20 protein-coding genes are annotated in these 22,478 nt (G+C 29.6%); 16 read left to right on the forward strand and 4 right to left on the reverse strand.

Going from position 1 to position 22,478, the window contains the following annotated elements:
- Positions 1 to 16 precede the first annotated feature (16 nt).
- From QOR43_RS00905 to QOR43_RS00915, 3 genes are read right to left on the reverse strand one after another with little or no spacing between them, the layout of a single operon-like run.
- A complete protein-coding gene (locus QOR43_RS00905; protein WP_265133637.1) occupies positions 17 to 3,199 on the reverse strand; it encodes a type I restriction endonuclease subunit R in 3,183 nt (1,060 codons plus the stop codon).
- Positions 3,196 to 4,332: a restriction endonuclease subunit S gene (locus tag QOR43_RS00910; protein ID WP_265133638.1), complete on the reverse strand. Its 1,137-nt coding sequence runs from the start codon at positions 4,330 to 4,332 to the stop codon at positions 3,196 to 3,198. Before QOR43_RS00910 ends, QOR43_RS00905 begins: the two co-directional genes overlap by 4 nt.
- Positions 4,333 to 4,370: 38 nt before the next feature.
- Complete coding sequence (locus QOR43_RS00915) at positions 4,371 to 5,891, reverse strand: class I SAM-dependent DNA methyltransferase (RefSeq protein ID WP_265133639.1); 1,521 nt, start codon at positions 5,889 to 5,891, stop codon at positions 4,371 to 4,373.
- A 315-nt stretch (positions 5,892 to 6,206) separates the two neighbouring features.
- On the opposite strand from QOR43_RS00915, the gene amrB reads away from it, so the two are divergent.
- From amrB to QOR43_RS00995, 16 genes are all read left to right on the forward strand, one after another.
- A complete protein-coding gene (gene amrB, locus QOR43_RS00920) occupies positions 6,207 to 7,019 on the forward strand; it encodes an AmmeMemoRadiSam system protein B (RefSeq protein WP_265133640.1) in 813 nt (270 codons plus the stop codon).
- Positions 7,020 to 7,610: an AmmeMemoRadiSam system protein A gene (gene amrA / locus QOR43_RS00925; protein WP_265133641.1), complete on the forward strand. Its 591-nt coding sequence runs from the start codon at positions 7,020 to 7,022 to the stop codon at positions 7,608 to 7,610.
- A gap of 57 nt (positions 7,611 to 7,667) precedes the next feature.
- Positions 7,668 to 8,681, forward strand: coding sequence for a biotin synthase BioB (gene bioB, locus QOR43_RS00930; RefSeq protein WP_265133642.1), 1,014 nt, complete (start codon positions 7,668 to 7,670; stop codon positions 8,679 to 8,681).
- A complete protein-coding gene (gene rpe, locus QOR43_RS00935; protein ID WP_265133643.1) occupies positions 8,678 to 9,340 on the forward strand; it encodes a ribulose-phosphate 3-epimerase in 663 nt (220 codons plus the stop codon). The genes bioB and rpe overlap by 4 nt, the downstream gene beginning before the upstream one ends.
- 58 nt (positions 9,341 to 9,398) lie before the next feature.
- On the forward strand, positions 9,399 to 11,069 hold the full coding sequence (locus QOR43_RS00940; protein WP_283571398.1) for an IS200/IS605 family accessory protein TnpB-related protein: 1,671 nt from the start codon (positions 9,399 to 9,401) through the stop codon (positions 11,067 to 11,069).
- Between the two features lie 78 nt (positions 11,070 to 11,147).
- Positions 11,148 to 11,693 carry a peptide deformylase gene (gene def, locus QOR43_RS00945; protein ID WP_265134949.1) on the forward strand — a complete coding sequence of 182 codons (546 nt, stop codon included), beginning with the start codon at positions 11,148 to 11,150 and terminating at the stop codon, positions 11,691 to 11,693.
- 11 nt (positions 11,694 to 11,704) lie between these two features.
- Positions 11,705 to 12,481 carry a prolipoprotein diacylglyceryl transferase gene (gene lgt, locus QOR43_RS00950; protein ID WP_265134948.1) on the forward strand — a complete coding sequence of 259 codons (777 nt, stop codon included), beginning with the start codon at positions 11,705 to 11,707 and terminating at the stop codon, positions 12,479 to 12,481.
- Positions 12,474 to 13,607 (forward strand): putative lipid II flippase FtsW, encoded by a 1,134-nt coding sequence (ftsW, locus tag QOR43_RS00955; protein ID WP_265134947.1) that lies wholly within the window; start codon positions 12,474 to 12,476, stop codon positions 13,605 to 13,607. Before lgt ends, ftsW begins: the two co-directional genes overlap by 8 nt.
- The gene (murG, locus tag QOR43_RS00960; protein WP_265134946.1) at positions 13,600 to 14,655 is read left to right on the forward strand and encodes an undecaprenyldiphospho-muramoylpentapeptide beta-N-acetylglucosaminyltransferase; all 1,056 of its coding nucleotides are present in this window, start codon (positions 13,600 to 13,602) and stop codon (positions 14,653 to 14,655) included. The genes ftsW and murG overlap by 8 nt, the downstream gene beginning before the upstream one ends.
- A complete protein-coding gene (murB, locus tag QOR43_RS00965) occupies positions 14,636 to 15,511 on the forward strand; it encodes a UDP-N-acetylmuramate dehydrogenase (protein WP_265134945.1) in 876 nt (291 codons plus the stop codon). The genes murG and murB overlap by 20 nt, the downstream gene beginning before the upstream one ends.
- Entirely contained in the window at positions 15,483 to 16,409 is a 927-nt protein-coding gene (locus QOR43_RS00970) for a D-alanine--D-alanine ligase (RefSeq protein WP_283571399.1), read from the forward strand. The genes murB and QOR43_RS00970 overlap by 29 nt, the downstream gene beginning before the upstream one ends.
- Entirely contained in the window at positions 16,396 to 17,055 is a 660-nt protein-coding gene (locus tag QOR43_RS00975) for a cell division protein FtsQ/DivIB (RefSeq protein WP_265134944.1), read from the forward strand. The genes QOR43_RS00970 and QOR43_RS00975 overlap by 14 nt, the downstream gene beginning before the upstream one ends.
- A 3-nt stretch (positions 17,056 to 17,058) precedes the next feature.
- Positions 17,059 to 18,294 carry a cell division protein FtsA gene (ftsA, locus tag QOR43_RS00980; protein ID WP_265134943.1) on the forward strand — a complete coding sequence of 412 codons (1,236 nt, stop codon included), beginning with the start codon at positions 17,059 to 17,061 and terminating at the stop codon, positions 18,292 to 18,294.
- Positions 18,295 to 18,308: 14 nt separating this feature from the next.
- Positions 18,309 to 18,752: a TraR/DksA family transcriptional regulator gene (locus QOR43_RS00985; RefSeq protein ID WP_265134942.1), complete on the forward strand. Its 444-nt coding sequence runs from the start codon at positions 18,309 to 18,311 to the stop codon at positions 18,750 to 18,752.
- On the forward strand, positions 18,752 to 20,209 hold the full coding sequence (gatA, locus tag QOR43_RS00990) for an Asp-tRNA(Asn)/Glu-tRNA(Gln) amidotransferase subunit GatA (protein WP_265134941.1): 1,458 nt from the start codon (positions 18,752 to 18,754) through the stop codon (positions 20,207 to 20,209). The genes QOR43_RS00985 and gatA overlap by 1 nt, the downstream gene beginning before the upstream one ends.
- Before the next feature lie 73 nt (positions 20,210 to 20,282).
- Positions 20,283 to 21,290: an apolipoprotein A1/A4/E family protein gene (locus QOR43_RS00995; RefSeq protein WP_265134940.1), complete on the forward strand. Its 1,008-nt coding sequence runs from the start codon at positions 20,283 to 20,285 to the stop codon at positions 21,288 to 21,290.
- Between the two features lie 137 nt (positions 21,291 to 21,427).
- On the opposite strand, the gene QOR43_RS01000 is transcribed toward QOR43_RS00995, so the two are convergent.
- Entirely contained in the window at positions 21,428 to 22,429 is a 1,002-nt protein-coding gene (locus QOR43_RS01000; protein ID WP_265134951.1) for a methyl-accepting chemotaxis protein, read from the reverse strand.
- Between the last annotated feature and the right edge of the window lie 49 nt (positions 22,430 to 22,478).

The raw sequence follows: 22,478 nt of genomic DNA on the forward strand, positions 1-22,478 counted from the left end.
CTTCTTTTGCTCCATTTTAATTTTTATTTAAATCTACCAATTCATTTGCTATGGCTTCGGCTTGTTTTAAAACTGTTTCTGTTGCGAGTTGCTCCATATCCGGTGGATATCCAAATCTCCTTAATATTCTTTTAACTATTCTTCTTAAATTTGCCCTTGCACTTTCTCTTATCGTCCAATCAATAGTTGTATTTTTTCTAACTTCATTAAATAATACCACTGCTAACTCTTTGAGTTTTTCTTTTCCCATAAGCTCTCTTGCACTTTTATTATCTGCAACGGCACAATAAAAAGCATATTCATAATCTGTTAAGCCCATTTCTTTTGGTTCTTTTTCACTTTCTCTAATCTCTTTTGCAAGTTTTATAAGTTCTTCTATTACTTCTGCGGCTGTTAATAATCTATTATTGTATTTTTTTATTAATTGCTCAATAGATTCTTTAAGGGATTTACTTTTTACAATATTTATCCTCATTTTTCCTTTTATTTGGTCATTTAAGATTTTCTTTAAGGTTTCTATTGCTAAATTTTTATGTTTCATTGATTTTATTTCTTCTAAGAATTCGTCTGATAAGATAGATATATCCGGTTTTTTTAATCCGGCTGCGTCAAATATATGAACAACACCGTTTGAAGCAATAGCTTTGTCTATTATTTGTTTTATTGCTGTTTCATAATTTTCTATTTTATCTTCTTCATTTGTGCTAAATTTTAAAAGTCTTGATTTTATATTTTGGAAAAAGGCTACTTCTTCTTTTATTTTCATAGCCTCAGGATGGGGAATAGCTATTGCAAATGCTTTTGATAATGCAGTTACATTATCAATATATCTTTTTCTGCCATTTTCAAGGCTGAGTATAAATTCCTGTGCTTCAAGGATAATATTTAGTTTTTCTTGGGTAGTGCTAATAAAATATCTTTTATAATCAAAATCATAAAACATATCTTTTACAACTTCATATTTTTCAAGCATAATTTTTACTGCTTCTTCTTGGAGTTTTGCCGGTTCTCCTTTTCCTCCGCTTTCTGCATAAAAAGATAGAGCTTCTTTTAAATCTGATGCTATTCCTATATAATCAACTATTAATCCTCCGGTTTTGTCTTTATAAACTCTATTCACTCTTGCTATTGCTTGCATTAATGTGTGTCCTTTCATAGGTTTGTCTATATACATAGTGTGAAGACAAGGCACATCAAAACCGGTTAGCCACATATCAACAACAATCACAAGTTTTAGCTCATCTTCCGGGTCTTTAAATCTATCTGCAAGTATTCTTCTATCTTCTTTTGTAAGATAAAATTTTGCAATTTCCGGTTCATCGGAAGATGAAGTTGTCATAACAACTTTTATTTTTCCTTTTTTAAGCTCATCACTATGCCAATCTGGGCGAAGTTTTATAATTTCATTATATAAAGAAACTGCAATTTTTCTTGTCATGGCAACAATCATACCTTTTCCATCTATAGCTTCAAGCCTGCTTTCAAAATGCTCTACTATATCTTTTGCTATTTGTTTAACTCTTTCTTTTGCTCCGATAACTGCTTCAAGTTTAGCCCATTTTAACTTTGATTTTTCTACTTCTGATAGCCCTTCTTCTTCTATTTGGTTTTCATACTCTTCAAGTAATTTTTTTCCTTCATCTGTTAAATCTATTTTTACAAGTCTACTTTCATAATAAATTGGGACGGTTGCTCCATCTTCTACTGCATTTGCTATATCATAAATATCAATATAATTTCCGAAAACTGCCGGTGTGTTTCTATCTGTTTTTTCAATTGGTGTTCCTGTAAAAGCTATAAAAGTAGCATTTGGAAGTGCATCTCTTAGATACTTAGCAAAACCATAGCTTATTTTACCGGTTTTTTCATCTATTTTTGCTCTAAATCCGTATTGTGTCCTGTGTGCTTCATCTACTATAACTATTATATTATCTCTATCTGATAATTCTTCATACTTTTCTCCATCTGTCCAAAATTTATGGATGGTTGTAAATATTACTCCTCCTGCTTTTCTTTTTAATAACTCTTTTAAATCTTCTCTGCTTTTTGCTTGAATTGGTTCTTGTCTTAAAATTTCTTTTGCAGATGAAAATGTATCAAAAAGCTGGTTGTCAAGGTCATTTCTATCTGTGATAACTACAATTGTTGGATTATCTATTGTTTGGATTATTTTTCCGGTATAAAAAAGCATAGTTAAAGATTTACCGGAGCCTTGGGTGTGCCATACTACACCGGCTCTTTTATCTCCTTCCGTCTGATTTTTTACATCCGGTAATCCATAACTTGAAGGAGATTGCCTTAAAGTTGTAATAGATTTATTTCTACCAATTGCTCTTATTGTTGATTTAATGGCTTTATTTACTGCGTAATATTGATGATATGCGGCAATTTTTTTTGTGGTTTGTATTATAGTTTGCCCGGTTGTGTCTTCTTTTTTCTCTTTTTGAAAAACTATAAAATATTTAATATAATCAATAAGTGTTTCTTTATTTAACAATCCTTTTATTAAAACTTCAAGCTGATTTATAAGATGTGATGCTTCTTTTTTACCATCTGATGATTTCCAAGCTGAAAATCTATCATAACCGGCTGATAAACTGCCTATTTTTGCTTCAATTCCATCGGATATTATTAATATTTCATTATATTTAAAAAGTGATGGGATTGTTTGTTTATATGTTTGGAGCTGGTTATATGCTGATTTTATTGTTGCGTTTTCATCTGTTGGGTTTTTTAGTTCCATTACTACAAGGGGTAATCCATTTATGAAAATTACTATATCCGGTCTTTTGTTTTTATGATTTTCAATCACAGTAAATTGATTTACTACTAAAAAATCATTGTTTTGTGGATTTTTAAAATCAATAAGCCAAACTATATCTCCTCTTTCTTCTCCATTTTTTCTGTGTGTTATTTTTACTCCTTCTATAAGCATTTTATGGAACATTTCATTGGTTGCTATAAGGTCTGATGTATGGATTTGGTTTATCTGTTTTATAACATCTTCTATTTGTTCTTCTATTAGATGTGGATTTATATTTTTTATGGCTGTTTTTAATCTGTCTGTTAAGATTAGTTCTTCAAAAGATTTTCTAAGTGGTTTTCTGCCATCCGGTGCAATATCTCCACCAAATAGATAATCATATCCCTGTGCCTGTAATAGCTCTATTGCAAGTTTTTCAATTGCTGATTCGTTCATAACTTAACCCTCACTTCTCCGCTCATTAACTTAGGGAGTAGTGTATCTCTTAACTGCTCTAAGGTGCGGATTTGTAATAAATTATAATCAATTTTCTCATAAAGTTCGTTTATATATTGCAATTTTTTATTGAACATATAATTATTTCTATCAGCTGGAAGTTTAAATTTAAAATCCTCAATCATTTCTTTTGTTATAAATTTAACGACACTGCCTCTATAAGCTCCTGTTATTTCCGAAAGAAAAAATTTTATCAATGTATATAAAAGCCCAACATATTTCTCTTCATTAGGTATTAAAACATAAGTTCTTTGATATGCTTCAAATTTTCCCTTATATCTTTTTACATTAAAATCGCCATTACCAGCAAGTAATATTGCATGACCTTCAAAACTATAAGATGGAGCTTTTAAAATTTCTTGTGAACAAGTAAAGAAAGGATATTGACCATCTTCAGTAGCATAATTTGCATTTTTTTTGCCTGTTATTACTGGGAAAAAATCTCCCAATGATACCTCTTCCCAATCTTCTTTAGCGTCTTCAATAAACCATTTTCTAAAAAGGGTTTGTGCCATTTCTTCAAGGGTTTTGTTTTGTCTATGGAGTAGGTCTATTTTATCATCAAGGCTGGATAATATACCGGATATGGCTTTTTGCTCGTGAAGTGGTGGAAGATAAAATTCAAAATCTGCAAATTGTTTAGCGTTTGCTCCTGGTTGAGCTGAACCACCAACAATATTATCAACAAAACCTTTCCATTTATCTGATTGTAAGTTATACCAAACATAAAAAGGGTCAGCAATTTCTTTATTAACCCTATATCTTATTAAATAAGAAGCAAATACGCATTCTATATTATTTTTTTTTATAATTTTATTATAGCCAGTTGTTGCTCCAGTTCTTGCTATAACAATATCTCCTATTTCAAGCTTATATTTTTCTATTTCTGTTTTGGGAATTTCACAATATGGAACATTTTCCCAGTCTATTCTGTCAGATACAATATCTGTAATTCTTAAAAATTTTACTCCCTTTGGATTTAATTTAGCACTTGCAGTATATCCATAAGAAATATCTATACATACTTCCCCCAATTTAACTCTTTTCCAGCCATTAGGTAAATTTTCGCTCATAAAAGCTCCTCCAAAATCTATGTCTTTGCCAGAAAACCTTAATTATCAGCTTTAATTTCTATCTTCTCCAAATTTTCAATTATCAATTTATTTAATCTTTCCTCTTCTTTTAACTGCTCCAAAAATTCAGCTTTCAGTTTTGAAAATCTTTCCTCAAAATCAAAATCATCATCTTCATCCGGAAGTCCCACATATCTACCCGGAGTTAATACATAATCAAGAGCCCTAACTTCCTCTATGGTTGCAGATTTACAAAAACCTTTTATATCCTGATAACTTCCATCTTCTTTTTGCCATTTATGATAAGTATCTGCAATTTTTCTAATATCTTCCTCTGTCAAAATCCTTTGTCTTCTATTTATAAGCTGTCCCATATCCCTTGCATCAATAAAAAGAATTTGCCCTTTTCTTGTCTTTTTATTTTTTCTCAAAAACCACAAAGAAGCCGGAATTTGAGTATTTAAAAAAAGCTTAGATGGTAAATTCACAATACAATCAACAATATCATCTTCAATCATATTTTTTCTAATCTCATACTCATCTTTTTGTTTTGTAGTTAAAGCACCCTTTGCTAAAACAAAACCAGCTTTGCCATTTGGTGCAAGGTGAAATATAAAATGCTGTATCCATGCATAATTTGCATTATTAACCGGTGGGACGCCATACTTCCATCTAACATCATTTCTTAAAAGCTCACCGCCCCAATCACTATCATTAAAAGGTGGATTTGCAAGTATAAAATCAGCTTTTAAATCTTTATGAGCATCATTTAAAAATGAGCCTTCCGGATTCCATTTTACCTGCGAAGAATCAATCCCTCTAATTGCAAGGTTCATTTTGCACAATCGCCAAGTAGTTTGATTACTTTCTTGTCCGTATATAGAAATATCATTAATTTTCCCTTGATGTTCCAAAACAAATTTTTCAGATTGGACAAACATTCCACCACTTCCACAGCAAGGGTCATAAACTCTTCCATTAAAAGGCTCTATCATCTCAACCAATAGCTCTACTACACTTCTTGGAGTGTAAAACTGCCCTCCCTTTTTTCCTTCTGCAAGGGCAAACTGCCCGAGAAAATACTCAAAAACATGTCCTAATATATCAGAGCTTTTTTCTTTTACATCATTAAAATTTATATTACTAAAAAGGTCAATTAATCCTCCAAGACTTACAGGGTCAATATTTCCCCTTGCATATACTTTTGGTAAAACTCCTTTTAAAGAAGGGTTTTCCTTTTCTATCATCTCCATTGCTTCATCTATAATTTTTCCAATTTCCGGATTTTTTGCATTTGCTTTTAGATATTCCCATCTTGCTTTTTCCGGCACATAAAACACATTTTCTGCTAAATATTCATCTCTATCTTCCGGGTCTGCGTATTCTTCATTTTTTAATCTATTATATAAATCTTCAAAAGCTTCTGATATATACCTCAAAAATATCAATCCAAGGACTACATGCTTATATTCTGCCGCATCAATATTTTTTCTTAACTTATCTGCCGATTTCCAAAGCATCTGCTCAAAAGATTCAATATTTTTCTTTTTCTCAGCCATTAACTTCCTCCTGATAGATTATATTAAAACTGATGTATAATAATTTAAGAAATAAAAATGTGGCAAAAATAAACCTTTCAAAATATTAAAAATCTTACTTATTTTATCATAAATTAATAAAAGTATAGGGATTTAGCACAATGTTTATTTTGCACTCCATTTTTTTCTTATTTTTTCATTATTTTTAAAGGCAGTTTTTGAAACAAGAAAAATCAACTATTTATAATTTTTCAAACAGCCTCACTATAAAGATTGAAATATCTATTCTTGGAAATATATTTTTTTAGTAAAATCAAAAATTTGAGGGAGAAAAAAATGGCTTTAGCTGTAAGAGAACCGGCTGTTGCAAATATGTTTTATCCGGCAAATCCGGAAAAATTGAGAGAGATAATTACCTATTTTTTAAACAATGCTCCTTTGTATAATATTAAACCGCAGGCCGTTATATCACCCCATGCAGGATATATTTATTCAGGACAAACTGCTGCTTATAGTTATAAACAATTTTTAAATCTTGATAAAACTAAACATTACAAGATACTCTTAATAGGGCCTTCCCATTTTGTTCCGTTTAATGGTATATCTTTTGGATATTATGATTATTGGGAAACACCACTTGGAGCAGTAAAAGTAGATAAAGAAGAGATAGAAAAATTTGTTATCAATAATAGAGATTTACCTATTACATTAAACACAATTCCACATCAAAGAGAACATTCATTAGAGGTTCAGGTGCCATTTTTGCAAGTTGTTTTAGATAAATTTTCCATTATTCCGGTAGTTTACGGACAGATAGATTTTAAAATAGTTGAAAAAGTTATCTCCCAGATAAAAGATAAAAGAGAAGATATTATAGTAGTAATAAGCACAGATTTAAGCCATTATTATCCTTACGATGTTGCTAAGCAAATAGATAAATACTGTTTATTAGCTGTTGAAAAAGAAGATATATCCTTATTATCTAAATGTGAAGCCTGTGGAGAGATAGGTGTGGCTGCTATTATAGATTATGCTTCAAAAGTTGGCTGGAAATCTAAAATCTTAGATTATAGAACTTCCGGAGATACAGCCGGAGATAAAGATGCAGTGGTAGGTTATCTAAGTGCAGTTTTTTACAGAGGTGAATAAATGGAAGATATAATTAAAGATTTAAATCAAATATCTGAAGAAGAAGGCTTAGCTCTTGTAGAACTTGCAAAGATAGCAATAAGGGAGTATTTAAAATCAGATAGAATAATTGATTTAAAAGAAATTCCTTTTGAAAATTGGAAGAAAAAAGGAGCATCATTTGTAACCCTTGAAAGAAAAGATACAGGAGAACTCAGAGGTTGTATTGGCTCTATTATTCCATTTAGACCTTTATATCAGGATGTGATATATAATGCAATTGCTTCTGCTACAAAAGACCCAAGATTTAATCCGGTTTCATTGGAAGAATTACCATTTTTAAAAACAAAAGTTTCTATTTTATCTTTCCCGCAAATTTTACAATATAAAGACCCTCAAGATTTACTTGAAAAAATTAAACCATTTGAAGATGGAGTTATTTTAAAATTAGGAGAATATCAAGGAACATTTTTACCTGATGTTTGGGAGCAAATTCCGGATAAAGAAAAATTTTTATCCCATTTATGTCTTAAAGCAGGACTTCCACCAAATTGCTGGATAAAATATCATCCGGAAATCTTTATTTATAAAACAAGAATATTTGAAGATTAAAATTTGGATAATATGATAAAATTTTTGTATAAGTAGTAAGAATTTCAGGAGAAAATTATGATAATAACAGGATTAGCAGAAAAAGTTTTAAATGGATATATATTAACAAAAGAAGAAGCAATATCTATTCTTAATCTTGATAATCATTACTTAATGGATTTGGTAGAGGAAGCTTCTAAGGTTAGGGAAGCAAAATTTCAGAATCAGGTAGAGTTTTGCTCTTTAATAAATGCAAAAAATGGAGCATGTTCGGAAGATTGCTCTTTTTGTGCCCAATCTTCAAAATTTAAAACAGCTATAAATGCTTATCCTCTTGTATCAGAAGAAGAAATGCTTGAAGGTGCAGAAAAAGCAATCTCCATAGAAGCAAACAGATATTGCATAGTAGTAAGTGGTAGAAGGGCAACAAAAGAAGAGGTAGAAAAGATAGCTTCTGCCGTAAAAAAAATAAAACAACTTTATCCATTAAAAGTTTGTTGTTCCATAGGGACGGTAGATAAAGAAGATTTAATTAAATTGAAAGAAGCCGGTGTAAATAGAATAAATCATAACCTTGAAACATCTGAAAGATTTTTTTCCAAAATAGTATCAACCCATACTTGGAAAGAAAGATATGAAACAATAAAAAATATTCAGGAAGTAGGACTTTCAACATGCACCGGTGGAATATTTGGAATGGGAGAAACAGATGAAGATATATATGAGCTTGCATTAACATATAGAAATCTTGGAGTTCATTCTATCCCGCTTAATTTTTTAATTCCTATTCCCGGAACACCACTTGAAAATAGTAATAATCTAACTCCTGAAAGATGTTTAAAAATAGTTGCTTTATTTAGATTTTTAAATCCTGATGCAGAGATAAGACTTTGTGGTGGAAGAGAGCAAAATTTACAAAATCTACACGATGTAGCAATGGAAATAGCAAACTGCTTAATGGCAGGAGGATATTTAACAAGAGCCGGAAGAGAGCCAGGTAAGGATAAAGAAATGATTCTAAGACTTGGAAGAGAGCTTATAACAAATGGAGAGAGTTTTAAAAGACATAAATTAGAAGGTGTAATCACATGAAATATTTAGCCCCATCTATCTTATCAGCAGATTTTTCAAGATTATATGATGAGATAAAAGAAGTTGAAGAAGCCGGAGCAGATATAATACATCTTGATGTTATGGATGGAAGATATGTGCCAAATATAACAATAGGGCCACCGGTTATAGAATCACTGCGAAGTATAACCCATTTGCCATTTGATGCCCATCTTATGATAGTAGAACCGGAAAAACATATAGATGCATTTATAAAAGCCGGTGTAAATATGGTATCTTTTCATATGGATGCAACAATCCATGCCCATAGATTGGTAGATTATATAAAATCAAACGGAGTAAAAGCAGGAGTAGTATTAAATCCTGCTACACCGGTAAATACCTTAGAAGAGATTATCTACTATATAGATTATGTATTAATAATGTCTGTAAATCCCGGTTTTGGAGGACAAAAATTTATTCCACAAACTGCAAATAAAATAACAAAACTAAAAGAACTTATTTCAAAAGTAGAAAGAGAAGATATCCTGATAGAAATAGATGGCGGTATAAATGAAGAGAATATATCTTTATTAAGTAATCTTGGAGTAAATATCTTTGTTGCCGGTAATTCAATTTTTAAAGCCAAAGACAAAAAAGAAGCAGTAAAAAAGTTAAAAGAAAAGATGAAAGAAATATAGTTCTTTATTCTTATAAAACTTGTTGCAAATTATATCAAAAGACTATATAGTATTATATATGAAATCCTATAAAAGAGCATTAAGCATTAGGATAAGTGGAAAACAAAGAAAAGATAGAGTTTTAAATCTACAATACGAATTAGCACATTTTAGAAATCTCATTATTATCTTTAACCAAATCTATTACAAAAATTATGGATATATAATTTTAAACGAAAGTTATTTATTTAATCTATTATCAGATAAACCATATAGACCAAGAGATACAAAAGATGAAAATGGCAATATTAAAAAATCTAAAGAAGAAAAATTAAAAGAATATAATTGTATTTTACAAAATATTGAGAAAAATCAAGAATTAAAAAATTTTATAGTTAAACTAAAACAGCAAAAAGATAAGACAAAAAACAATTATGCAGTCCAATCAATAATAAGGCAGTATATAGGTAATTACAACAGTTATTTCAAATCTTTAAAAGAATACAATAAAAATCCAAGCAAATTCAGAGGGAAACCAAGACCACCGAAAGTAAAGAAATTAAAGGACATTATATCTTTTACCATTGAATTAGATACAAGGAGTTTTGAGATTGTAAATAATAAATATCTATTAGTTAAATTAACCTTTGATAATAAAAACTCAAAATATATAAAGGTTAAATTACCTGATTACATAGATAAACAAAAGATAAAATCCATAAGAATAAAAACCATAGGAAGTGATGCTTATATTGATGTGATTTATACAAAAGAAATAAAAATTCCTGAAATAGAAAAGCAATATATAGCAGGAATAGATTTAGGATTAAATAATCTATTAACGATATTTAGCAATAATCCGGATTTAAAAACCCTAATAATAAGTGGTAAAGAGACAAAATCATTTAATCAATGGTTTAATAAAGAGAAATCAAAAATACAATCAGAAATAGATTTATTGCAAAACCAGATAAACAAACTATCAAAAGATTATTTAAATATAGATAATCTTAGATTACAGATAAAAACATTAATAAATAAACAAAAACAATTATCTGCATTCAGAGAAAGATATTTAAATAACATATTCCATCAAATAACAAGGAAAATAGCAGATTATCTATATGAAACCGGGCATAAAAAGGTAATATTAGGAAATGGAGCAACAAATAGTAAAGATGGCATAGATTTAGGGAATAAAACAAACCAACATTTTGTAAGCATACCATTTAGAAAAATAATTGATATGTTAAAATATAAACTTGAAGAATATGGAATAGAAACAGAAGAAACATCAGAAGAATTCACAAGCAAAACATCTCCATTTGCTAATCTGAATAAAGTTTTAGAAATTGGAGAGGAATATTTAAAGGTAAAAAGAGAACTAAATAATACAAATCTATTAGAAGAAGAATTAAATCAGTTAAAAGAAAAGGAAAAAGAGTTAAAGGAACGATTAAATACTCTTTATAATGGTAAAAGAGTAAAAAGAGGATTATTTAAAGATTTTATAACAAACAAAATATTTAATGCGGATGCAGTAGGAAGTTATAACATATTAAGAAAAGTGGCTATGCCACTAATAAACGACACGAAACTATTAATTGACAAGCTATCAAGACCAATTAAATTAAAAATAAAAGATTTATTACAAGTATCCCGTGAGTTTGTAGTAGAAATGCTACAAATAACGGGTAGTAGGCAAAATCGGGTACTCTGCAAGATAGTAGAAGGATATAATTTTTTATAATCTTTTGATTATATTTGATTACCTTTTACTATCTATAAGAGTACCTTAGAGGATTAAATTTAAGAAGGAGTGAAATATATGGATTACAGGATTAGAACATGGCCGGATAAAATATTAAAAGAGAAAACAAAAGAAGTAGATTTTTTTGATGAAAAATTAAAAATAATTTTAGATAAAATGTGGGAGATAATGTATAAAGAAGATGGAGTTGGTCTTGCAGCAAATCAGATTGGAATACCTTATCAGATATTAGTATTAGACACAACAGCAAGGGCAGAATCTCTAAAAGAAGCAGGAGAAGAAACCGACGAAGAACCGGTAAAAATGGCATTAATCAATCCAAAAATTGTTGAAAAAGAAGGGCAAGTAGAATCTAAGGAAGGCTGTTTAAGTTTTCCGGGAGTAAGTATAACAATACCAAGAGCAAAAAGAGTAAAAGTAATAGCCCAAGATGAAAATGGTAAAGAGATAACAATTGATACAGATGGATTTTTAGCCATAGTTTTACAACATGAAATAGACCATCTAAATGGAATACCATTTATAAATTATCTTTCTCCTTTAAAAAGAAAGATAGTTCTTGAAAAATATCTAAAATCACAAAAAGAAGTTACGAAATTATAGGAGGAGGGATAATGTTTCCGGATTTAATACAAATTGGAAATTTTACAATACATACTTATGGTGTTTTGGTAGCGATAGGACTGATTGTAGGATACTCTATTGCTTTATATTTTGCAAAAAAAGAGAATTTAGATGTAAAAAAAGTAGAAAATCTAATTTTTTATACATTAATTGGAGCTTTTATAGGTGCAAGAATAGCTTATGTAATTGAACATTTAGATGAGTTTAATTCATTTATAGATTATATAGCTGTATGGAAAGGTGGTATTGATTGGTTTGGTGGATTTTTAGGTGGTGTAATTACGGCTATTTATTTTATAAAAAAATATAATCTGCCACTTTTGAAAATAGGAGATATTGCTGGTGTATCAATTATTATAGGGCATGCTTTTGGAAGGCTTGGATGCACTGCTGCCGGTTGTTGTTATGGAAAACCTGTTCCTGCTGATTCTATATTCAGAGATTTTGCAATAACATTTCCGCATAATCCTCATACATTAGCTCCACCGGGAATGCCTTTATATCCTACTCAACCTCTTGAAGCCATAGGAAATTTTACAATTTTTATATTGCTATTTTTTATTTATAAAAAGAAAAAATTTGACGGACAAATTCTTGCTTTATATCTTATTTTATACGGATTAGAAAGATTTTTACTTGAATTTATCAGGGGAGTAACTCCACCAATTCCTATTATAAATCTAACATGGAATCAAATTATTACGATTGGTATGGTTATAGCCGGTATAATTATTTATATAAGAGGTATGAAACTAAAAGTTGGTTAGGGAAGCCCTTTTTGACAAAACTTTATTTTTAGCTGTTTTTCTTTTAATTATTACCGGTATAACATTTATTTATAGTGCTACATTTAGTTCTGGTATTATCTCCGGAGGAGATTCTTTTTATTATCTGAAAAGGCATATTTTATGGCTTATTGTGGCTTTTATATTTGGTTTTATAGCTTATTTGGTGCCAATAAATTTTTGGAAAAAATATGCTTACCATATATTTATAATATCTATCATTTTACTTATATTAGTTTTGCTTTTTCCGGTTCATGTTGAATCAACATCTGCAAAAAGATGGCTTGGCTTTGGATTTTTCAGATTTCAGCCTTCAGAATTTGCAAAATTTGCCCTTATACTATTTTTAGCGAAATTTTTAACAAAAAAAGATAAAGATTTTTATGGAAAGTTAGAAAGTTATATTCCTATCGGTGCTGCTGTAGGAGTTATGGGTTTTCTTGTATTTATAGAACCCCACAAAGGAGCGGCAATATTTTTATTTTTATTAACTATCTTGATTATGTTTTCATCAAAATTTTCTTTAAAACATATTGTAAGATTCTTAGCCTTTTCTTCACCTTTGATAATATTGGCAATTATATATGCTTTACAATCTCCTTATGTAAGGAGAAGGATTGAAGGATTTATTGACCCGGTTCAAACAAGAACTGACTCCGGATATCAGGCTTTTCAAGCTATATTGGCTTTTGTAAAAGGTGGTTTTTGGGGAGAAGGAATAGGAAACGGGACACAAAAATTAAGATATCTTCCGGAAATCCATACAGATTATATATTTGCTTTAATCGGTGAAGAAACCGGTTTCTTTGGAGTAATATTTGTTATAACTTTATTCTTAATTATCCTATACAGAGGAATAAAAATCTCTCTTGAAAAGGATGATGAATTTACTCAGATATTAGGAATAGGGATTACATATTTAATATCACTTCAAGCTTTGTTTCATATGCTTGTGAATGTTAGCCTAATGCCTTCTACCGGTTTTACATTGCCATTTATCAGTTATGGTGGTTCTTCACTTGTTATGTATATGGTTTATTTTGGAATACTGCTTAGAATATCAAAAGAGCCAAACAAAAGCCAATATAAAAGGAGATTATATGGCTAATAAAACCGTATTTATTTCCGGAGGAGGAACAGGAGGACATTTTTATCCGGCATTGGCAGTAGCCCAGCAGTTTCATAAAAATGGATATAAAGTTGTATTCATCGGCACTAAAAACGGTATAGAAAAAGAAAAAGATTTTCCATATGGAGAAAAAATTCTGCTTGATACAAAAGGAGTAAGAGGTAAATCATTTATAAATGCAGTAAAAGGTATATTTTCTCTATTAAAAGCTACCTATTTTATAATTAGATTAATCAAAAAAGAAAAACCGGATTACTCAATATCTTTCGGTGGGTATGTATCTTTACCACTTGGTATTGCTTCCTTTTTAACAAAAACTCCTTTGTATATCCACGAGCAAAACTCAATACCTTCATACACAAATATTATCCTTTCAAAATTTTCAAAAAAAATATTTATAACTTTTGAGATAACAAAAAAATATTTTAAAAATGCAATACATTGCGGACTTCCACTTAGAGAAAAGATAAAACAGCAGATAAATTTATCAAAAGAAGAAGCAAGAAAGATTATAGGTATAAATAAAGATGAAAAAGTTATATTTGTAATAGGTGGAAGTCAGGGAGCAAAAAAATTAATCTCAATCACAACAGAGCTTGCAAAACAACTAAAAGATTTTAAATTCATACTTATCACGGGAAAACATAATATTGAAGAAAAACCGGAAAATCTGATAGATATAAAATATACGGAAGATGTGGGATTATATCTTAGAGCCTGTGATTTAGTAATATCAAGAGCCGGAGCAAGTACGGTAAATGAGATAATGGCAAGTGGAAGATATGCAATTTATATCCCATTCCCTTATGCAGTATCAGACCATCAATATTATAATGTAAAATGGCTAAAAGAGCTAAATTTAGCAGAAATCCTTAGAGAAGAAGAGATAGATATACAAAAATTAAAAAACACCGTGGAGAAATCAATAAATATAAATGTAGAAAAAGAATTAAAAAGTTTGGTAAAATTAGATACTGCCGAATTTATTTTTAATGAGATAACTAAAAGTGGGAATATTAAAAAATAAAATAGAAAATGAAGAATGGATTGATTTAAGAAAGTTTTGCAGTATAAAGATAGGCGGAAAAGGTAAGATAATATTTTTCCCTAAAAATAAAGAAGAGTTATCATTACTGATAAGAGAGTTCGGAGAAAAAATTATTCCTCTTGGTCTTGGAAGTAATATTATATTTAAAGATGGAGAAATTGATAAAATATTTATTCATACTAAAAATTTAAAAAAAATAGAACTCTTTGAAAAAAATGGATTTTTTTATATAAAAGCAGAAGCAGGAGTAAGTTTTAAAAATATTATTGAGATAGTTAAAAAATATAATTTGGAAGGTTTTGAGTATCTATCAGGTATTCCTGCAACCATCGGCGGGGCAGTGGCAATGAATGCCGGAGCTTTTGGTGTTGAAGTTTTTGATATATTAGAAGATGTTGAATGGATAGATAACAATGGAAATATTATCTATTCAAAAAAAGAGGAGATAGAGCATAGTTATAGATATACGAGATTTCAAAAAGATGGTTTTGTTTTTTCTGCAACATTAAAACTTAAAAAATCAGATAAAGATATATCTCAAATAATAAAAAATCACCTAATACAAAGAAATAGCAAACAACCTCTTGATTTACCTACTGCCGGCTCTACTTATAAAAATCCGGAAAATAGCTATGCCGGATTACTGCTTGAAAAAGCCGGATACAAAGGAAAAAGAATAAATGATATAGGATTTTCAGAAAAACATGCTAATTTTTTAGTAAATTATGGGAATGCATCTTTTAAAGATTTAATGAATTTACTCCAATCTGCCGAAAGGGATATTAAAAACTTATTTAACATAAATCTTGAAAGAGAGGTTAAGATTATTGGTTAAAGTGGCTTTAATCTATGGTGGAGTATCAAAAGAAAGGGAAATTTCCATTAAATCCGGTAAAGCAGTAGAAAAAGCTTTAAAAGAGTTAAATTATGATTATAAAGTGTTTGATATAGTAGAGCCACTTAAATTTATAAAAGAGATTTCGGAATATAAACCGGATGTTGCTTTTATAGCTTTACACGGAAAAGTTGGAGAAGATGGAATAATACAGGGAGTTTTGGAATTTTTAAATATTCCATATACCGGCTCAGGTGTTAAAACAAGTGCCGTATGTATGGATAAAGAAACAACAAAAGATATATTAAAATCCCACAATTTGCCTGTGCCGAAAAGTTTTACAATAAAATCTATGCAAGAGATAAAAAATAAAGATATAAAATTTCCGGTTGTTGTAAAAGCAGCAACAGAAGGATCTTCCATAGGAGTTTATATTGTAAAAAACCAACAAGAGCTTGAAAATGCATTGGAAGAAGCTTTTAAATTAGATAAAAAAGTGTTGATAGAAGAATATATAGAAGGAAGAGAGATAACGGTTAGTATTTTAAATGGAAAACCACTTGATATAGTAGAAATAGTTGTAGAAGAAGGATTTTATGATTTTCAAAATAAATATATAACCGGTAAAACAAAATATATATGTCCGGCACAGATAGAAAAAGATACCTATCTATATATACAGGATTTGGCTCTAAAAGCTTACTCAATCTTAGAATGCAAAGGAGCAGCAAGGGTAGATTTTATTCTATCAGATAAACAACCTTATATACTTGAATTAAACACAATTCCCGGAATGACAGAACATAGCTTGCTTCCAAAAGCAGCGAAAACAGCCGGAATTGATTTTAATAACCTTGTAAAATTAATAATAGAAGGTGCTTTAAATGAAAATAGGTAAGATATTATTAATAGCTATATGGCTATTTGCATGTGGATTATTTGGATATTTTTCACCTACTTTGCCTTTTGTAAAAGATATCTTAGGTATAAAACATGTATATGTAGAAGGAACAGATAAATTAACAGAAAAAGATATAAAAGAAATATTTAAAGACCAAACATGGTTATTTGTAGATGAAGATATTATAAAAGATAGGGTCAAAAAATATGGCTTTGTTAAAGATTTAAATATAGAGAAAATAAAATTTGGCGATTTAAAGCTAAAAATAGTAGAAAGCAAACCAATTGCAATTTTAAATTTTAAATCTGAAAAATATTTAATAGATGAAAATGGCAATATTCTAAATCCTAAGTATTATCAAAATTACGAAAGTTTACCGATAATAGATTATCAAGATGAAAATTTTGATAAAAATAAGTTAAAATATTTAGGAATTTTAAATAATTATTTTAAAGATTTAAAAAGTATTATAATTTATAGGTCTCAAATAGTTGTTAATTGGAAAGATAAAATATTAGTTTTTGGAGCAGATAATTTGGAAGAAGATTTAGAAAAAGCAAAGTTGTTTTTTAGCAAAGTTAGTATTAATAATTATAAATATATAAATTTTAGTTTTGATACAATTGTTATAGCAAGGAGATAAAAGGTGAATAAAGAAAATATTTTGGTAGCTATAGATATAGGAACTGCAAAAATCAGTGTTATATTAGCTGAAGTTGATGATTTAGGAGATACTCATATTATAGGTTTTGGAGAAGCAAATTCAAACGGAATAGAAAAAGGTATTATAACAAAACCGGGAGAACTTTATAAATCAATAAAAGAAGCAGTAAGCTTAGCAGAGGCTTCATCCGGATTTAAGATTAGCTCGGCTATTATTAATGTTGGAGGACCCCATTTAGATTTTAAAAATGAGAAAGAATCTTTAATATTTTCTACTTCCCAAAAAGAGATAGATGAAAATGATATAACTGCCCTAATAGAAAAAGTTTCTACCAAAGTAAATAAAGAAAATTATGAAGTAATTCATGTAATTCCAAAGTGGTATGTATTGGATGAAGAAGATAAAGTCATAGATCCGGTTGGATTAATTGCAAATAAATTAGAAGGTGAATTTCATATAATATTAAATAAATCTACTAATTTAAACAATATCAAAAGAATAGTAGAATCAGCAGGAATAAAAATTGCAGATTTTGTTGCTACGCCTATTGCTTCTGCCAATGCAGTTTTATATGATGAAGAAAAAGAGATGGGTGTGGCAGTAGTTGATATAGGAGCCGGTACAACAGATATAGTAATATATAAAGATGGAAGTCCTCATTTTATTAAATCTTTACCTATAGGTGGAAATCAGATAACTATGGATATTGCCCACAGATTTAAACTCTCTAAATTGGAAGCAGAAAATTTAAAACTTCAATGCTCCCTTGCTTCTACAGAATATATATTAGAAAATGATTTTATAGAAGTAGAGATAAGGGGCTCTGAAGAAAAAGTCCAGATTGAAAGATTTGAAGTTGTAGATACGATAGAAGCAAGGTTATCGGAAATTTTAGAAAAAATAAGGGAACAGCTTGAAAATTCAGGTTATTACCAAAAATTAAATGCAGGGGTGGTTTTGACCGGTGGAGTTGCAAATACAGGCTATATTAAAGATTTTGCAGAAAAAATATTAGAAAAAGATGTAAGAATAGGAAAGCCAAGAAATTACAAAGGATTCATTGATAAACTATCTTTTCCACAATATGCAACCTCTATTGGAATAATATTATTTAAGAAAAATGCTTTACAAAAAAATGAAATAGAATCTTTTAATCAGCCTATAAATTTAACTGAAAAGTTTAAATCTATATTTGAAAAAATAAAAAATATGTTTTAAAAAGGAGAGTAAAAATGACAAAAGAAGAGTTATTAGAATACAGAAAAATGTTATTAGAAATGAAAAGAAAGATTTTAGAAAGATTTTTTAAACAGGAAGAAACGGAACATAGATTAACAGAGGAAAGTCAAGATAGTAGAGATTTAGAAGAGTATGCTTATATAGATTATACAGAGGAAATTCTCGGTGAACTGGAAGATGTTGAAATTGAGCTACTGAGAAAGATAGATGAAGCCCTTGAGAGAATAGAAAATGGAACATACGGTATATGTGAAGTTTGTGGTAAAGAGATAGAAAAAGAAAGATTAAAAGCTATACCATGGACTACTTTATGTATAGAGCATGCGAAAGAGATGGAATCTCAATTATCTACACCTGATACAAGATACAAAGAATATTTTGACAGATTATCTATTACGGAAAATCCTATATCAGAAGAAGAAGCAGGAGAGTTATGATGGAGCTTTGGAAAAAAAGTTTAAAAGAGTTATCAGATTTAGTAAAAACAAAAGAAATCAAACCTTCTGAAATTATAGAGTCTTTTGCAGAAAGGACTGAAAAAGTTGAACCAAAAATAAAAAGTTATGTTACAAATTTAATAGATAAAGCCCTGCAAGAAGCCAAGATTTTAGATGAAAATTTAACTAAGCTTGATAATATACCGGATTTATACGGTTTACCGGTAGCAATTAAAGATAATATCTCAACAAAAGATATAAAAACCACCTGCTCTTCAAAAATGCTTGAAAATTATATTCCTGTTTTTGATGCCACTGTTATAGAAAAACTTAAAAAAGAAGGTTATATAATTACCGGAAAAACAAATATGGATGAGTTTGCAATGGGTTCATCTACAGAAAACTCTGCATTTTTTATTACAAAAAATCCCTGGGATTTGGAAAGGGTTCCGGGAGGTTCTTCCGGTGGTTCAGCAGCAGCAGTTGGAGCAGGAATTGTACCGGCAGCCCTTGGCTCTGATACCGGAGGTTCTATCAGGCAGCCGGCAGCATTTTGTGGAGTTGTAGGTTTAAAACCAACTTACGGAAGGGTTTCAAGATACGGTTTGGTAGCATTTGCATCTTCCTTAGACCAGATAGGGCCTATAACAAGGACAGTAGAAGATACAGCATTGCTTATGAATATTATCTCAGGTAAAGATGAAAAAGATTCTACCTCTTCAAATAATCCTGTTCCTAACTTTTTAGATTTTGTAGGAAAAGATATAAAAGGAATTAAAATAGGTATTCCATCTGAGTTTTTCTCGGAAGATTTAGATAAACAGATAAAAGATATAGTTTTAAATGCAATAAAATCCCTTGAAAAAGAAGGAGCTAATATCGTTGAAATAACCCTTCCTTACAGCAAATATGCAATAGAAGCATATTATATAATTGCACCTTCGGAAGCTTCTTCTAACTTAGCAAGATTTGATGGAATAAGATACGGTTATAGAACAAAAGATTATAATGATTTGGAAAGTTTGTATTCTAAAACAAGAGATGAAGGATTTGGAGCAGAAGTAAAAAGAAGAATAATGATAGGAACTTATGCTTTATCTTCCGGATATTATGATGCATACTATCTAAAAGCTCAAAAAGTTAGAACATTAATTTATCAAGATTTTATGAATGCATTTAAAAATGTTGATGTTATAATAACACCTACAACACCGGATATAGCATTTAAAATAGGAGAAAAATCTTCTGACCCTATTCAGATGTATCTATCGGATATATACACCGTATCGGTAAATATGGCAACGGTACCGGCTATAAGCATACCTTGTGGATTTAAAGATAATATGCCGGTGGGAATGCAGATAATAGGAAAACCTTTTGATGAAGGAACTATATTACAGGTAGCCCATTATTACGAAAGAATGAATGATTTTTATAAAAGATTTCCGGATTTATAATTGAAAAATCGTGGAAAATTTCATTGGCTTAGAATATATTTTTTAGATATACCTCTAACTTTGGAGTATAAAAATGGCTACAACAAAAGAAAGAGTAGATAAGCTTGAAAAATTGATGGCGGAACTTATAAAAACACAACAAAGAACTGAACTTGAATTACAAAGATTATCCAAAGAGATGAGAGAATTTAAAGATGAAATGAGAACCGAAATGAAAGAGTTTAAAGAAGCAATTAGAAAAGATACCGAGGAGTTTAAAGAAGCTATTAATAGAGACACTGAGAAATTTAAAGAGGCCATTAAAAAAGACACTGAGAACTTTAAAGAAACTATGAGAAAGGAAATGCAAGAGTTTAAAGAAGCTATTAATAGAGACACTGAAAAGTTTAAAGAGGCAATTAAAAAAGATACCGAGAACTTTAAAGAAGCTATGAGAAAGGAAATGCAAGAGTTTAAAGAAGCTATTAATAGAGACACTGAGAAATTTAAAGAGGCTATTAAAAAAGATACCGAGAACTTTAAAGAAGCTATGAGAAAGGAAATGCAAGAGTTTAAAGAAGCTATTAATAAAGATACTGAGAAATTTAAAGAGGCTATTAAAAAAGATACGGATGAGTTAAAAAAATCTATGAATAAAAGATGGGGTGAGTTAGCTAATAAACTTGGAACGATTGTTGAGGATATAATAGTTCCGGCAGTTTCTCCTGTTGTAAAACAATATTTTAATTGTGAAATAGATGATTTACAGGTTAACAGAAAGAAAAAAGATAAAAAAACCGGATTAAAAGATGAATTTGATGTTATAGCAGTTAGTGATGATTGTAAAACTGTGTTCTTAGTAGAAGTTAAATCTACGCCGAAAATTGATTATATAAATGAGTTTAAAGATAGAAAAATAGATAGATTTTTAGCTTTATTTCCGGAATATAGAGAATATAAACTAATTCCTATCTTTGCAAGTTTAAGATTAGAAGAAGATATAATAAACTATCTAACGAAACAAAAAATGTACGCAATGGCTTATAAAGAATGGGAATATATGGATATTCTTAATTTTGATAAAATAAATCAACTAAATTAAAAATAAATTAGTTTCGGAGACTCTATCAAACGGAAATTTGTAATAAAAAAAATCAGGAAGCCCCTAAAAGCTTCCCGTCAACTATCCTCTAACTACTATCACTATTCACTATCTACTATCACTTATTACTACCACCATCATTTCGCATTTTTTATACATTCTGCCACTTTTTTAAGTTTATCTATAATCTCTTGAGATTCATTAGTAAACTCTATGCTTTCAGATATAGCTTCTTGGAGTTTTCCTTCTTTTATTAATGAGATTATAGCATTACCTTCTTTATGGAACTCTATATGAGGTATTTCTGTCTCTTTTAATACATTTATACATTCTGTGCCGTAAATTTTAAATTGCTCCATACCACCACCATAATACCATCTTCCGAAAGTACATTGGGTATGGTCTGCAAGTAATGAATAATCTTTTGTATCAAGTTTATCCACTACATTCTTCATAAATTTAGCATGGTCTATTATCTTTGCTCCTATCATGATAAAATCTCTGAGTTTATCATCTTTTTTCATCTCCGGTATAGGTTCTATCATAGACCATGTTTTTTCTATTAAGTTCAAATTATTTTCAGCAGTTTTGTTTATAATATCAATTGTATTTGATATGGCACTAAAAGAGTTTTGGAATGCTTCTTTATCTTTATTCATCTTTGAGTATATTTTATTTATATTCTCAGTTATCTTACTTACATCTGATATTACTCCACCTATTGTTTGTCTTACTTCCGTAGTGCTTTTTGCCGTTCTTTCTGCAAGTTTTCTAACTTCATCTGCAACTACTGCAAAGCCCCTTCCCATTTCACCGGCTCTTGCTGCCTCTATTGCTGCATTTAATGAAAGCAGATTTGTTTGCTCCGATATTTCAAGAATAAGGGATAAAACCGTTTCGGTATCCTTTATTCTTCCCTGTGTGTTTGATGCTATATGCTGTAATCCGGAAAGAGCCTCTGCACTTTTTACATTTTCTTGTAGTATATTACCGAGTATATTTTCTACATAAACTTGTAATATCTTAGCCTGAGAATATGTTTTTGCAGAAGAGTAATAATTATAAGCCGTATCAATAGCAGTTTCATATATATATACCTTGAGTGAAAAATAAAAATATGTTAAAAATAAACCTCCCAAAAAACATTGGGAGGTAAATAAATGACACCAATTTTAAAAATTTTCTATA

Origin of the sequence: Venenivibrio stagnispumantis (assembly GCF_900182795.1) — a bacterium.
In the GTDB taxonomy this organism is placed as follows: domain Bacteria; phylum Aquificota; class Aquificia; order Aquificales; family Hydrogenothermaceae; genus Venenivibrio; species Venenivibrio stagnispumantis.